Origin of the sequence: Nocardiopsis sp. CNS-639, from assembly GCF_000381685.1 — a bacterium.
GTDB classification, from domain to species: Bacteria; Actinomycetota; Actinomycetes; order Streptosporangiales; family Streptosporangiaceae; genus Nocardiopsis; species Nocardiopsis dassonvillei.
The window spans coordinates 12,368-26,376 of sequence record NZ_KB906864.1 but is presented as its reverse complement, the minus strand read 5'-3'; the positions used below and the strand labels follow the sequence as shown (position 1 = coordinate 26,376).

Annotated in this window: 10 protein-coding genes; all 10 read right to left on the bottom strand. The window is 72.3% G+C overall.

Annotation, left to right across the window (positions count from 1 at the left end; translation table 11 throughout):
* Positions 1 to 42: 42 nt before the first annotated feature.
* The 10 genes from obgE to mreC all read right to left on the bottom strand — a co-directional run bounded on the left by obgE (position 43) and on the right by mreC (position 14,009).
* Positions 43 to 1,407: a GTPase ObgE gene (obgE, locus tag G011_RS0117360; RefSeq protein WP_019609599.1), complete on the bottom strand. Its 1,365-nt coding sequence runs from the start codon at positions 1,405 to 1,407 to the stop codon at positions 43 to 45.
* A 121-nt stretch (positions 1,408 to 1,528) separates the two neighbouring features.
* Positions 1,529 to 1,789 carry a 50S ribosomal protein L27 gene (rpmA, locus tag G011_RS0117355; RefSeq protein WP_019609598.1) on the bottom strand — a complete coding sequence of 87 codons (261 nt, stop codon included), beginning with the start codon at positions 1,787 to 1,789 and terminating at the stop codon, positions 1,529 to 1,531.
* A gap of 14 nt (positions 1,790 to 1,803) precedes the next feature.
* A complete protein-coding gene (gene rplU, locus G011_RS0117350; RefSeq protein ID WP_019609597.1) occupies positions 1,804 to 2,115 on the bottom strand; it encodes a 50S ribosomal protein L21 in 312 nt (103 codons plus the stop codon).
* A 359-nt stretch (positions 2,116 to 2,474) separates the two neighbouring features.
* A complete protein-coding gene (locus tag G011_RS0117345; protein WP_019609596.1) occupies positions 2,475 to 5,408 on the bottom strand; it encodes an Rne/Rng family ribonuclease in 2,934 nt (977 codons plus the stop codon).
* A gap of 158 nt (positions 5,409 to 5,566) precedes the next feature.
* The gene (locus tag G011_RS0117340; RefSeq protein ID WP_019609595.1) at positions 5,567 to 6,343 is read right to left on the bottom strand and encodes a TIGR03936 family radical SAM-associated protein; all 777 of its coding nucleotides are present in this window, start codon (positions 6,341 to 6,343) and stop codon (positions 5,567 to 5,569) included.
* Positions 6,344 to 7,013: 670 nt separating this feature from the next.
* Positions 7,014 to 8,951 carry a TIGR03960 family B12-binding radical SAM protein gene (locus G011_RS0117335; protein WP_019609594.1) on the bottom strand — a complete coding sequence of 646 codons (1,938 nt, stop codon included), beginning with the start codon at positions 8,949 to 8,951 and terminating at the stop codon, positions 7,014 to 7,016.
* A gap of 270 nt (positions 8,952 to 9,221) precedes the next feature.
* Positions 9,222 to 10,394 carry a rod shape-determining protein RodA gene (gene rodA, locus G011_RS0117330; protein ID WP_019609593.1) on the bottom strand — a complete coding sequence of 391 codons (1,173 nt, stop codon included), beginning with the start codon at positions 10,392 to 10,394 and terminating at the stop codon, positions 9,222 to 9,224.
* Positions 10,395 to 10,396: 2 nt separating this feature from the next.
* Complete coding sequence (gene mrdA / locus G011_RS0117325; RefSeq protein WP_019609592.1) at positions 10,397 to 12,547, bottom strand: penicillin-binding protein 2; 2,151 nt, start codon at positions 12,545 to 12,547, stop codon at positions 10,397 to 10,399.
* 8 nt (positions 12,548 to 12,555) lie between these two features.
* The gene (gene mreD, locus G011_RS0117320) at positions 12,556 to 13,116 is read right to left on the bottom strand and encodes a rod shape-determining protein MreD (RefSeq protein WP_019609591.1); all 561 of its coding nucleotides are present in this window, start codon (positions 13,114 to 13,116) and stop codon (positions 12,556 to 12,558) included.
* Positions 13,113 to 14,009, bottom strand: a complete 897-nt coding sequence (gene mreC, locus G011_RS0117315) for a rod shape-determining protein MreC (RefSeq protein ID WP_019609590.1) — start codon at positions 14,007 to 14,009, stop codon at positions 13,113 to 13,115. Before mreC ends, mreD begins: the two co-directional genes overlap by 4 nt.

The window sequence follows — 14,009 nt, the reverse complement described above, 5'->3', positions numbered from 1 at the left end:
CGCGCTCGTGCCTGTCGGCCGGGCCGTCGGTCCCCGCGCGGGTCAGCCCAGCCGGGCGTCGGACCCGCGCGGGCCGGACGGGACGACCTCGGCGTCCGTGGAGGGGTCCCAGTCGAAGACCACGGAGTCCTCCTCGGTGCCGATGTGCACCTCGGCGCCCTCGGTGGCGCCCGCCTTGGCCAGCTGCTCCTCGATGCCGAGGCGGTTGAGGCGCTCGGCGAGGTAGCCGACGGCCTCGTCGTTGGAGAAGTCGGTCTGGCGCACCCAGCGGGCGGGCTTGTCGCCGCGCACCTGGAAGGCGTTGCCGCCCAGCGGCACCACCTGGAAGGGCGCGTCACCGATGGCCTGGGGACGGATCACGACCCGGGTGGGCTCGGCGGGCGGCGCGGCCTCGCGGGCCGCGGCCACCTGCTCGCCCAGGGCGAAGGACAGTTCGCGCAGCCCCTCGCGGGAGGCCGCGGAGACCTCCAGGACGCGGTAGCCGCGCTCGACCAGCATCGGGGTGACCAGCTCGGCGAGCTCGCGGGCCTCGGGGACGTCCACCTTGTTCAGGGCGACCAGGCGCGGCCGGTCGGACAGGTCCACGCCGGTGCTGCGGCCGTAGGCGGACAGCTCCGCCTCCAGTGCCTCCAGGTCGCTGACCGGGTCGCGGCCCTGCTCGTAGGTGGCGCAGTCCAGCACGTGCAGGAGGGTGGAGCAGCGCTCGATGTGGCGCAGGAACTCCAGGCCCAGCCCCTTGCCGTCGCTGGCTCCGGGGATGAGGCCGGGCACGTCGGCGATGACGTACTGGACGTTGCCCGCCTCCACCACGCCCAGGTTGGGCACCAGGGTGGTGAACGGGTAGTCGGCGATCTTGGGCCGGGCCGCGGACATGGCGGCGATCAGGGACGACTTGCCCGCGCTGGGGAAGCCCACCAGGCCGACGTCGGCGATGGTCTTCATCTCCAGGCGCACGTCGAAGCCCTGGCCCTCCTCTCCCTTGAGGGCGAAGCCGGGGGCCTTGCGCCGCTTGGTGGCCAGCGCGGCGTTGCCCAGGCCGCCGTGGCCGCCCTCGGCGAGCACCAGCCGGGTGCCGTGGCCGACCAGGTCGGCGACGACCTCGCCGTCCATACGGCTGACCACGGTGCCGTCGGGCACCTTGAGGACGAGGTCCTCGCCCTTGGCCCCGGCGCGGTGGCCGCCCTGGCCGGGCGTACCGTTGCCGGCGGCGCGGTGCGGGCGGCGCTGGTAGTCCAGCAGGGTCGCGGTCTGGGTGTCGACCTCCAGCACGACGTCCCCGCCGTGGCCGCCGTTGCCGCCGTCCGGACCGCCCAGCGGCTTGAACTTCTCCCGGTGCACGGAGGCACAGCCATGCCCGCCGTTCCCGGCCTTGACGTGCAAGACCGCCTCGTCGACGAAGTCAGGCATAGCTCTCCCCGTTACTCTCCGGCCCCCGAGCGGGGCCTGGACCCACACGCGTCATCCAGTGACAACGCAAGGGGCGGGCCAGTGTTCCCTGGCCCGCCCTGTACAACGTCCGCGCGCGTGCCTACTCGGCGGCGACGGGAACGATGTTGACGGCCTTGCGGCCGCGGAAGTTGCCGAACTTGACCTCGCCGGCGACCAGTGCGAACAGCGTGTCGTCTCCACCGCGGCCGACGTTGGCGCCGGGGTGGAACTTGGTGCCGCGCTGACGGATCAGGATCTCACCAGCCGAGACGCTCTGGCCGCCGAAGCGCTTGACGCCGAGGCGCTTGGCGTTCGAGTCACGACCGTTACGGCTGGACGAAGCGCCCTTCTTGTGTGCCATATCTTCCAGGCCTCCTACTTCGCCGCGATGCCGGTGACGCGCACCTGGGTGTGCTTCTGGCGGTGACCCTGGCGCTTCTTGTAACCGGTCTTGTTCTTGTACTTCAGGATGTTGATCTTGGGGCCCTTGGTCTCACCGAGGACCTCGGCGCTGACCGTGTAGCCGCTCAGCTTGTCGACGTCGCTGATGACGTTGTCACCGTCGACGACGAGGATGGGCTGCCATGTGATGGTGGCGCCGGTCTCGTCGGAGACCTTGTCGATGTTCAGGACGTCATCGACAGACACCTTCTCCTGTCGGCCGCCCGCTCGCACGATCGCGTACACCGGGTAACTCTCTTCCTGCTCGCTCAACGAATAATGCTCGGGACCATCCCCGAGACATGAGCCCGGGGTCCGGGTCCGACCGCACCTGTGCCCAGATCGGCCGGGAGGCCCATCCCCGTGTGGGCGGGGAGGTGCCTCGTTCCACGATCCACTGATCGCCTGTAGCGGGGCGCGGGGATCCGAGGGAAACAAACCCTGCGTGGAGAGCACTTCGGTGTCGGGGCGCGCGATTGTGGTGGCATAGCGCGCCGACGCACCGTCCCTCAGATTACCATCGGCCCGCCACGGGCCTGTACACGTGCCGTGGTCCGGACCGGTCTGGTGCCGGTCCGGACCACGGCGGGGCTACCGCCCCTGACTCAGCCCGCGTCCACGGCGGTCGGCGGGGTGGCCGCCGCCCTGGTGCGCCGGGTGCGGCGACGCTTGGGCCGCTCGGCGGCCTCGTCGTCACCGGCCTCGGCGGGCGTCTCGGCGGCGGTCGCGTCCGCCTCGGCGGGGGCGCTCTCACCGCCCGCGGCCTCGGCCTCACCGGTGTCGGCCGCCCCGCGGGCGGTACGACGGGTGGTGCGCCGGGCGCGGGTCTTCTTGGCCGGGGCCTCCTCGGGGGCCTCCGCGGCCTGCTCGGGCTGCGCGGCCTCAGGAGCCTCCTCCGTGGCGGTGATCTCCTCCTGCTCCTCCGCGGCGGCCTCGGCCTTGCGGGAGCGGGAGGCCCGCTTACGGGTCTTCTTGGCGGGCTCGGCGGCCGGGGCCTCGGCCGTCTGCGGGGCCTCCTCGGTCCGCGCCGCGTCCGCCTCGGCGGGCTCGTCGGCGTCACCGCCGGCCTTCTCGGCCTTCTCCGGCCCGTCGGCCCCGTCGTCCTTCTCGGAGGACGGCTTCTGGGCCTTCTCCGGCTTCTCGGCCGCCTGGTCGGGCTCGCCCTTGCCCTTCTTCTTCTTGCGGCCGTTGCCGTTGCCGCCGCCCTTGCTCTCGACCGGGTCGCTGGCGACCACCAGGCCGCGGCCGTTGCAGTGCTCGCAGCTGTGCGAGAAGGCCTCCAGCAGGCCCTGGCCGACCCGCTTGCGGGTCATCTGGACCAGCCCCAGCGAGGTCACCTCGGCCACCTGGTGCTTGGTGCGGTCGCGCGAGAGGCACTCCAGCATGCGCCGCAGCACCAGGTCGCGGTTGGACTCCAGGACCATGTCGATGAAGTCGATGACGATGATGCCGCCGATGTCGCGCAACCGGAGCTGGCGGACGATCTCCTCGGCCGCCTCCAGGTTGTTCTTGGTGACCGTCTCCTCCAGGTTGCCGCCCTGGCCGGTGAACTTGCCGGTGTTGACGTCGACCACGGTCATGGCCTCGGTGCGGTCGATGACCAGCGAGCCGCCGCTGGGCAGCCAGACCTTGCGCTCCAGGGCCTTGTTGATCTGCTCGTCGACGCGGTAGGCGGCGAAGACGTCGCGGTCCTCGTTCCAGTGCGAGAGGCGCTCGGAGAGGTTGGGGGCCACGTAGTCCACGTACTCGCGGACGGTGGTCCAGGCCTCCTCACCGGACACGACGAGGCTGGAGAAGTCCTCGTTGAACACGTCGCGCACGACCCGCACCGTCAGGTCGGGCTCGCTGTTGAGCAGCGAGGGGGCGTTGGCCGACTTGGACTTGCGCTTGATGGAGTCCCACTGCTTGGCCAGACGGGTGATGTCGCGCTCCAGCTCCTCCTCGCTGGCTCCCTCGGCGGCCGTGCGCACGATGACGCCCGCGCCGGAGGGCATGACCTTCTTGAGGATCTGCTTGAGGCGCGCGCGCTCCTTGTCGGGGAGCTTGCGGCTGATGCCGGTCATCGAACCGCCGGGCACGTACACGAGGTAGCGGCCGGGCAGGCTGATCTGGCTGGTCAGGCGGGCGCCCTTGTGGCCGACGGGGTCCTTGGTGACCTGCACCAGGACCGACTGGCCGGACTTGAGCACCGACTCGATGCGCTTGGGCTGGCCGTCCAGGCCGAAGGAGTCCCAGTTGACCTCGCCCGCGTACAGGACGGCGTTGCGGCCCTTGCCGATGTCGACGAACGCGGCCTCCATCGAGGGCAGCACGTTCTGCACCCGGCCCAGGTACACGTTGCCCACGTAGGAGCGGTGCGTGGCCCGGTCGACGTAGTGCTCGACGAGGATGTCGTCCTCGAGGACGGCGATCTGGGTGCGGTCCTCGACGCGGCGCACCACCAGGTCCCGCTTGACCGACTCACGCCGTGCCAGGAACTCCGACTCGGTGACGATGGGGGCGCGGCGGCGGCCCTGCTCACGGCCCTCGCGGCGGCGCTGCTTCTTGGCCTCCAGCCGGGTGGAGCCGCGGACCGCCTGGACCTCGTCCTCGATCGGCTTCTCCTGGCGGGGCTCACGCACCCGGACCACGGTGTTGGGCGGGTCGTCCGGGGTGGCCTCGGGGCCCTCTCCCCCGCCGGAGCGGCGGCGACGGCGGCGCCGACGGCGGCTGCTGCGGTCGTCAGACTCGGCGGCCTCGTCGGCCGCGCCGTCGTCCTCGCCCCGGTCCCTGTCGCCGTGCTGCTCCGCCTTGTCCTCGGCGGACTCGGGGGCCTCGGCGGCCTCGTCCTCGTCCGCGCGGGAGCGGCCGCGTCCCCGGCCTCCGCGACGGCGGCGACGGCGGCTGGGGCGGTCGTCGTCCCCGTCGCCGGTCTCCTCCGCGACGGCGGCCTGGGCGGTCTCCTCCTCGGACTCCTCGGGCTCCTCGTCGGCCTCCGCCGGGGCGGTGCCGCGTGCGGGCACGGGGGCGGTGCTGGCCACCGGGGGCTGGAAGAGCAGGGAGGGGGCCTGGAAGACGTTGCCGCCGCCCGCCTCCACGGTCTCCTCGTCCTTGGCGGGCTCGTCGGCCGCCTCGGAGGACGTGGGACCGGCGGTCTCCGCGGCCGCGGCGGAGCGGGCGCGCGAACGGCCGCGGCCCCTGGCCGTGGAGGGGGCGGTGTCCTCCGAGGCGGAGGAGGCGCGCGAACGGCGCGGGGCGGCGTCCTCGTCGGGACGGCCCGCGGCGCGCACGGTGCGCCTGCGCGAGGTGGTGGCCACCGAGGTCTTGACCGTGCCCCCCTCACCGGAACCGGCGAGGGAGGTGACGGGCGCGGAGGGGGGAGTGAAGACGTCGTCGGGTTCGGGGGGTGGTCCGGCGGCGCGGCGGACGCCCTTGGCGGGCGCGGGCGTGGTCACGCGCACCTCACCGCCCCCCGCGGGGGGCGCCGCCGCCGTGTTGTTGGTTGTTTCAGTTGTACCCGCGGTGCCGTCGGCACCGTTGTTGGGCTCGTTGTCGAGCATCCGGGCGGTCTCCCGTCAGAGTCCTCGGGCGCGCCGCGACCTCTCGGTCGGCGGCGCGGCTCACGAGAACTGTCGTCGCTGTGTCAGCGCCGACGGCGCCGGGGCGCCGTCGGGGCAAAGTCCTGTGGTGTCGCCCATGTTCCCCGCTTCGGGGCCGCTCATCCGTGCGGTCCCGCCATGGGCGTTGACGGCCGTGGTGCGTCTTCGCGCCGCTCCTCCGCGTTGTCGTCCGCGGGTCCGGAGCTCGTGTGGGCTTCGGGCCGGTCCTGGGAGAGCGGGTCCGCGATCGCACCTGTCGTCTCGTCCAGCGGCCCCTGCGCCAGCCGGGTCATCATCGGAGATGACGGCGGCGCGAGGTCGGCCACGCGGCGAAGGCCGGTCAGCACGTCGTCCGGTCGAACAGCAGGTGTCGTGTGCCGTACGACCATCCGAAGTATGGCATATGTCGTGTGATGTTCCTCTGGGGCGCGCCCGAGGGATTCAGCGCACACGTCGATGCGGACCACCGCCGGCCGTGTGTCGAAGCGGCGACGGCCCTTCTTCGTCATCCGCTCCACCTCGACGCTGTCGGCGGCCAGATAGGCGGCCACCGCCCTGGCGGCGTCGTCGGGGTCGACGCCAGCCATCTCCACGCGCCATTCGGAGGCCTGGAGCCGGTCGGCCAGCCCGGGATGTCGGGCCTCGACGACCTCGACGACGTCGATGCCCTGGGGCATGGCCGCGTCGATGTCGGCTCGGACCCTCTCGGGCGGGCGGTGCTCGGCCAGAGTGAGTTCAAGGTACTCCGCCTCACTGGCGACCCCGGTGGGGGCCGCGCCGGTGTAGGAGACCTTGGGGTGAGGTGAGAAGCCAGCGGAGAAAGCCACGGGTACGGAGGCCCTGCGCAGGGCGCGCTCCAGAGCCCGGGCGATGTCGCGGTGGCTGGCGAACCTCATGCGTCCGCGCTTGGCGTAGTGGACGCGAAGCCGCTGTCCGGGTTTGGCCGTGGAGGGTGAGGTGGTGCCCTCGGATGCGGGGGGCAGCTCAACTCCTTTCCTCATGCCCCCTGGTGCGGTCGGCGGGGCGACCTGAAGGGGCTGTTCCTCGTCCTGTTCAGCGTACGGTGCGCCGTGGTGCACCTGCGCCAGCAGGACTACGCATACCGGTATCTCCCCCACTGACCTGCGGTCGAAAAGTCCCCGAGCGGTCGAAGCGGACACCGGAGCCGTGTTCACCACCAGAACGCGGGGTTCGCCGAAAAAAATCCGAAGAAAATCTGGATCCGATGGCAACCCCCCGCGTAGCCCGCGAGTCCTATTACACGTACGGCCCGGCGCGAGCGGGGCGCCGGGCCGTACACCTTCCTCCCCCGGGCCACTCCCCTTCAAGGGTCGAGAGAGCGCCCGGAGCGCGAAATCCTACTTCACCCCCTCCCGGGGCACGTGAGCCGCCCCCTGCCCCGGCACGAACACCACAGCCCCTGACCCCACCGACGACCGGTGGGAGCAGGGGTCCGTCCGTGTCCGGCCTCGGCCGGAAACCTCCCGGGTCCGCGCGGCACACCACCGCGGCCGGAGCCGCCCGGTCGCGGTGCGGGCCCCGCGCCGCGACCGGGCGGCTGTCCGGCTAGACCACGTTGAGCGGCAGCAGCGGGCGGCCCTCCGCAGGGGCGTTGATCTGGATCTCGGTGCCCATGCTCGGGCAGACCCCGCAGTCGTAGCAGGGGTTCCAGCGGCAGTCGTCCACCTCCAGGGACTCCTCGCCGTACAGCGAGTCCTGCCAGTCCTGCCACAGCCACGACCTGTCCAGGCCCGCGTCCAGGTGGTCCCAGGGCAGGACCTCGTCCTCGTCGCGCTCGCGGGTGGTGAACCAGTCCACGTCCACCGGGAGGTCGGCCAGGGCGGCCTCGGCGGCCTTGGACCACCGGTCGTAGGAGAAGTGCTCGCTCCAGCCGTCGAACCGGCCCCCCGAGCGCCACACCTCCTCGACCACCCGGCCGACCCTGCGGTCCCCCCGGGAGAGCAGGCCCTCGATGATGGAGGGGCGGCCCTCGTGGTAGCGCAGACCGATCGACTTGCCGTACTTGCGGTCGCCCCGCAGCCTGTCGCGCAGCTTGCGCAGCCGGGCGTCGACGGCCTCGTGCGAGGTCTGCGCCGCCCACTGGAACGGGGTCTGCGGCTTGGGCACGAACCCGCCGATGGACACCGTGCAGCGGATGTCCTTGCGCCCGGTCACCTCACGGCCGGTCCGGATCACCTCGGTGGCCAGGTCGGCGATGGCCAGGACGTCCTCGTCCTCCTCGGTGGGCAGGCCGCACATGAAGTACAGCTTCACCTGCCGCCACCCGGCCGCGTACGCGGCGGTGACGGTGCGGATGAGGTCCTCCTCGGTGACCATCTTGTTGATCACCCGGCGCATCCGCTCGCTGCCGCCCTCCGGCGCGAACGTCAGGCCGGAGCGGCGCCCGTTGCGGGTCAGCTCGTTGGCCAGGTCGATGTTGAACGCGTCCACGCGGGTGGAGGGCAGGGACAGGCCGGTGTTGGTGCCCTCGTAGCGGTCGGCGAGCCCCTTGGCGATCTGTCCGATCTCGCTGTGGTCGGCGCTGGACAGCGACAGCAGCCCCACCTCCTGGAAGCCGGAGGCCTCGACGCCGTCCTCGACCATCTTCGTGACGGTCTCCTTGTTGCGCTCGCGCACCGGCCGGGTGATCATCCCCGCCTGGCAGAACCGGCAGCCGCGCGTGCAGCCGCGGAAGATCTCCACGCTGTAGCGCTCGTGCACGGACTCGGCGGTCGGCACGATCGGCTTCTTGGGGTAGGGCCACTGGTCCAGGTCCATCACAGTGTGCTTCTGCACCGTGCCGGGCACCCCGGGCCGGTTGGGCGTGTAGGAGGCGATCCGCCCGTCCTCGTGGTAGGCCACGTCGAAGAAGCGGGGCACGTACACGCCCCCGGTCGCGGCCAGGCGCAGCAGCAGGCCGTCGCGCCCGCCGGGCTCGCCCTCCTCCTTGAACTCGCGGATGATCTCGGTGATGGCGAGGGTGATCTCCTCGCCGTCGCCCAGGACCACCGCGTCCAGGAAGTCGGCGATCGGCTCGGGGTTGAACGCCGAGTGCCCGCCGGCCAGCACGACCGGGTGGTCGGCGGTGCGGTCGGCCGCGCGCAGCGGGATGCCCGCAAGGTCCAGCGCGGTGAGCATGTTGGTGTAGCCCATCTCGCTGGCGAAGCTCAGCCCGAGCACGTCGAAGGCGGCCAGCGGCCGGTGCGAGTCCACGGTGAAGTGGGGCACGCCGTGCTCGCGCATCAGCTTCTCCAGGTCCGGCCACACCGCGTAGGCGCGCTCGGCCAGCACGCCCTCGCGCTCGTTGAGGACCTCGTACAGGATCTGGACGCCCTGGTTGGGCACTCCCACCTCGTAGGCGTCCGGGTACATCAGCGCCCAGCGCACCCGGGTCTCGTCCCATTCCTTGACCACGGAGTTGAGCTCGCCACCGACGTACTGGATGGGCTTGGCCACCTGCGTCAGCAGGGGTTCCAGCCGCGGGAAGAGGCTTTCGACGGACATGGTGTGGGCCTTCGTTCGGCGGACATCGTGTCGGGTGTGCGTGGACCCCCGCCGTCGCGGGGGTCGGCGCGGTGACGCGTGGAGCGCGCCCGCGCTGATGTTCCCAGGCTACCGGCGCCACGGGCCCCGGGCCGCTCCGTCCACAGGCCAGGTCGGACCGCGGCGGGCCCGGTTCCACCCGTGCCCCGCCGTGGTCCTCCCTGCGGACGGCGGCGGGGCGGGCCCGGCGCCTCCGCCGTGCCCGCCCCGCCGGTGTCGTGGTCCGCGCCCCTAGGCGAAGCCCCGGTCCCGGGAGTCGACCCCCAGCACCAGTCCCAGGGCGGCCATGTTGGCCACGACCGCGGTACCGCCGTAGGACATGAACGGCAGCGGCAGACCCGTCACCGGAACGACTCCCAGGCCCATCCCGATGTTGATGAAGGCCTGGAACCCGAACCAGGCGACCACTCCCACGCACAGCAGTCGCGGGTAGGGCTGCTCGCACCCCTGGGCGATGCGCAGGATCCGCCACAGGATCAGCGCGAACAGTCCGATGACCACCACCGACCCCACGAACCCCAGTTCCTCGCCCGCCACCGTGAAGATGAAGTCGGTGTGCTGCTCGGGCACGAACTGCCCGTGCGTCTGCTCGCCCTGGAAGAGCCCGGTGCCGTTGAACCCGCCCGACCCCACCGCGATCAGCGCCTGGTTGGAGTTGTACCCCGCGCCCTGCGGGTCGGCGGTCGGGTCCATCAGCGTGGCGATGCGGTCCAGCTGGTAGGGCTCCAGCAGGTCGAACCACCACACGCACAGCGCGCCGACCACCCCGCACGCCAGCATGCCCGCCACCCACACGATCGGGGCGCCCGACAGCGTGAGCATGCCCAGGAAGATCGTGGCCAGCACCAGCGTGGTGCCCAGGTCCGGCTGCGCCATCACCAGTGCCAGCGGCACCGCCAGGACCACCAGGCAGAACACCACGTCCCGCGTCATCGGCCGGGCCTCGCCGTCGCGGGGCTCCCCCAGCAGCGTGGCCAGGACCAGGATCAGTCCGACCTTGGACAGCTCACTGGGCTGGAACTGGAAGCCGCCGACCACGATCCAGCCGCGCGACCCGTTGATCACCTCGCCGAGCGGGGTGAGCACCAGGACCAGCGCGACCACCGTGACCAGGTAGACGATCGGCGCGTACGCGCGGATCGTGCGGTGGTCCACCGCGGCGATCAGGAGGCACAGCGCCCACGCCACCAGCAGGTGGAGCAGGTGGCGGCCCAGGTGTTCGGTGGACTCCAGCGGGTCGCTGCCGTCGCCCGGGATGGTCGCCGACCACACCAGCAGCGAACCGATGGCGCACAGGACCGCCACCGACGCGACCAGCGTCCAGTCCAGTCGGCGCGCCAGGCCCGCCGCGTTGCGTCCGATCTCGGCGCTCCGTGACCCGGGCGCCCCCATGTAGGTGCTCATGGCTACCGATCCAGCAGGTCGATGGAACCGTCGGGACGGATGTCGGGCAGTTGCTCGGGCGGCGCGCCGCCCGGGATCAGCGGCTCCGCGCCGCCGGACGCGTCCTCCTCGACCTCGGCCTCGGCTCCCTGTGCCGGGGAGTCGAACCCGTAGATGCCGTCGTAGATGGCGCGCGCGATGGGCGCCGCGGTCGTACCGCCGGTACCGCCCTGGGAGACCAGGACGACGATGGCGAACTGCGGGTCGTCGGCGGGCGCGTAGGAGGCGAACCAGGAGGAGACCTGGCGCCCCTCCACGTCGGCGCTACCGGTCTTGCCCGCGACGGACACCTTGTCCTGCGGGAACCCGGCGAAGGCGCCGCGGGCGGTGCCCTCCTTGGGGACCGCGGTGAGCGCGGTCTGGAGGTACTCCAGCGTCTCGTCGCTGACCGGGAGCTCGCCGCGCGCGACCGGTTCGATCTCGCGCACCTCCGTCCCGTCGGCGGAGACCAGCGCCTTGCCGATGCGCGGCTCGTGGAGCGTGCCGCCGTTGGCGATGGCCGCGTAGGCGCTGGCGAGCTGGAGCGGGGTGACGAGGACGTCCCCTTGGCCGATGGCGAAGTTGACGGCCTCGTTGGCCCGCCACTGGAAGCCCTCCACGCACTGCTCGTAGGCCAGCAGCTTGAGGTAGGCGGCGCGCGACGGGTCGGTCTCGGCGACGTCGGGGTAGCCGTGCTCGCCCCGGTGGCAGTTGTTCTCGCGGGTCTCCTGCCAGAAGGTGCGCTTCCACTCGCGGTCGGGGATGCGCCCGGAGGTCTCGTAGGGCAGGTCGATCCCGGTCGGGGAGCCGAAGCCGAAGCCCTTGGCCATCTCGGCCATCGCCTCGTCGGCCTCGCCGTCGGGGTAGAGCCCGCCGTCGTCCTTCCACATCTGGTAGCCGAAGTTGTAGAAGACGGTGTTGCAGGAGACCACGATGGCCTCGTGGAGGCTGATCGGACCCTGGCCCTGGCCCTCGTAGTTCTCGTAGTTCTGCCCGGCCAGGTTCACCGAGCCCGGGCAGGCGTAGGTGCTGCGCAGCGAGTACCCGTTCTCCGCGGCCGCCGCGAGCGAGGAGACCTTGAACGTGGAGCCCGGCGGGTAGGTGCCCTGCACGGCGCGGGAGAGCAGCGGCTCGCCCGCCTCCTCGCTGAGCATCTCGTCGAAGGTCTCCTGGTCGATGCCGCCGCGCCAGATCGCGGGGTCGTAGGTGGGCAGGCTCGCCATGGCCACCACGCCGCCGGTGCGCACGTCCAGGACGATGGCGGCGCCGGAGTCGGCCTTGTAGCGGGGCCGGGCGTTCGCCATCCCCTCGGCCAGCGCCTCCTCGGCGATCTTCTGCACGCCGAGGTCGACGTGGGTGACCAGGTGCATCCCCGGTTCGGGTGGCGCCTCGGAGATGACCTCCATGACCTCGCCGTGGTTGTTCACGCCCAGGACGCGCTTGCCCGCGGTGCCGCGCAGCTGGGCGTCGTAGACCGCCTCCACGCCGTCGCGACCCACCATGTCGATGCCGGTGAACTGGGTGCGCAGATCCTCGCGGGCCTCCAGCTCCTCCTGGGTCACCGGTTGCAGGTAGCCCAGCATCTGGGAGCCGTGCTCGCCCTGCGGGTACTCGCGCACGGCGTGTGCCTGGGCGCTGATCCCGGGGAAGCGGTCGGCGCTCTCCATGATCTGGAGGGCGACGGAGGGCTCCACGTCGTCGGCGAGGGTGACGGGCTGGTAGGGCGAGCCGGGCCAGCACGGGCGGCTCACCTCGGGCCCGCACAGGCGCATGCGCTTCTGGAGTTCCTCCAGTGGGGCGTCGAGCACCTCGGACAGGTCGGTCAGGACCTTCTCGCCGCCGTCCTCCATGCCCGTGATCTCGTGGTAGTCGGCGGAGACCACCAGCTCGGTGCTGTTGTTGACCAGCGGGCGGCCGGTGGTGTCCAGGATCTGCCCCCGCGTGGCGGGGACGAGGAGCTGCTGGTGGTGGTTGGCCACCGCGAGCTCGCGGTAGTGGTCCCACATCGGAATCTGGAGGTACCACAGCCGTACGGCCAGGGCCGCGAAGAGCACCAGGACCAGGATCTGGGCGAGCAGCAAACCGGCCCGGCCGAGTCTGCGGCCGGGCAGTTCGACGTCGTCGACGGGCGACATGTGCACGTTCACCACCCCCCGGGGGACACGGGGCCCCGGACGCCGGCGAGCTCGCTGTCGGAGAGCGCCCCCCGCGCCCACAGCAGCGGAAGCGTGACCAGCGGCGAGACCAGGGTGGTCAGGGCGGCCCCGACGAGGGTGTTGACCGCCACGGCGGCCAGCGACACCCGCGGGTCGCCCATGAGCACGCCGACCAGCGCGTAGCCCAGGCCCACACCCACGGCGGTGACGGCGGTGGCGGCCATCAGGGCCCACACCGAGGGCCTGCCGCCCAGGGCTCCGGCGGAGCCGGTGTTCCTGTGCAGCAGGGCCAGCAGGTAGGCGGCCACGCACAGCACCAGGGCGTAGCGGCCCAGCGCGTGCTCGGCGGGCGGCAGGACGTCCATGGCCAGCCCGGCGGCGAAACCGCACGCCGCGGCGGCGGCGGGGCTGGTGGTCAGGGCGACCGCGACGATCGCCGCGGCCACGAGGTCGGGCCCGGCCCCCCACTCGAACGGGAGCCGGTTGACGACGGTGGCCTGGGCGAGCACGGCGACGGCCACCAGTGCCAGGGTCGCTGCGTTCCTCATGAGCGTTCCCCCTTGTCGGGTCGGGGCGGGAGCACGGAGTCGCGCGGGTCCTCCTCGGGACCCCCGACCACCACGCCCACCACGTCCAGGGACGAGAAGTCCACGGCCGGGGCGATACGTGCGAGGCGGCTGAGCGCGCCGGGCGCCACCTGCACCCCCTCGACGGTGCCGATCGGCACGCCGGGCACGAAGGGCGCGCCCTCGTGCGAGCCGAGCGTGACCAGCCGGTCCCCGGCCTCGACCGGCGCCTGGAGGTCGAACAGCTCCAGGGTCAGTTCGGCGTCGGGGCCGCCGGGGACGGTGCCGCCCCGGACCACGCCGATCTTGCGCGTGGCCTCCAGACGGGCGCCGACGGCGGAGTTGACGTCGGTGGCGAGCATGACGGTGGCGGTGCTCGGACCGGCCTCGATCACCTTGCCCACCAGGCCGGAGCCGTTGACCACGGTCATGTCCGGGCGCACACCGGAGTCGGTTCCGGCGTCGATGGTGACCGTGTCGGCGTAGCCGCGCGCGGTGACGTGGGTGACGGACTGGGCGGGGACGATCTCGTAGCCGCCCAGACCGGCCAGCCCCAGCATCGCGTCGAGCTGCTCGGCGCGCGCCTTGTCGATGCGGGCGGCCCGCAGGTCGTCCTCCAGCTCGGCGTTGGCCTGCTCCAGCTCGGCCACGCGCTCGGATTCGGGGCCGCTGACCAGCCCCTCGTAGAGACCGGACACGGGTCCGGTCGCCCAGGTGACGCCCGCGGCGGCGGGCGCGAAGACGAGTTCGCCGCCCGCGCGGGCCACGGAGGTGACGGGGTTGGCGCCGGGACGGGCGTCCAGGACGAGCAGGGCCACCGCCACGGCGACGAGTACGGCGAGGAGTGCGCGGGATCTGCGTGAGTCGCGGAACAT

Excerpts from the sequence above, each read along its gene's own strand:
- G011_RS0117340 (WP_019609595.1), bottom strand. The coding sequence starts at position 6,343 with ATGAGGTTCGCCAGCCACCGCGACATCGCCCGGGCTCTGGAGCGCGCC.
- G011_RS0117345 (WP_019609596.1), bottom strand. The coding sequence starts at position 5,408 with ATGCTCGACAACGAGCCCAACAACGGTGCCGACGGCACCGCGGGTACA.
- mreD (WP_019609591.1), bottom strand. The coding sequence starts at position 13,116 with ATGAGGAACGCAGCGACCCTGGCACTGGTGGCCGTCGCCGTGCTCGCC.
- G011_RS0117335 (WP_019609594.1), bottom strand. The coding sequence starts at position 8,951 with ATGTCCGTCGAAAGCCTCTTCCCGCGGCTGGAACCCCTGCTGACGCAG.
- rpmA (WP_019609598.1), bottom strand. The coding sequence starts at position 1,789 with ATGGCACACAAGAAGGGCGCTTCGTCCAGCCGTAACGGTCGTGACTCG.
- rodA (WP_019609593.1), bottom strand. The coding sequence starts at position 10,394 with ATGAGCACCTACATGGGGGCGCCCGGGTCACGGAGCGCCGAGATCGGA.
- mreC (WP_019609590.1), bottom strand. The coding sequence starts at position 14,009 with ATGTTCCGCGACTCACGCAGATCCCGCGCACTCCTCGCCGTACTCGTC.
- obgE (WP_019609599.1), bottom strand. The coding sequence starts at position 1,407 with ATGCCTGACTTCGTCGACGAGGCGGTCTTGCACGTCAAGGCCGGGAAC.
- mrdA (WP_019609592.1), bottom strand. The coding sequence starts at position 12,547 with ATGTCGCCCGTCGACGACGTCGAACTGCCCGGCCGCAGACTCGGCCGG.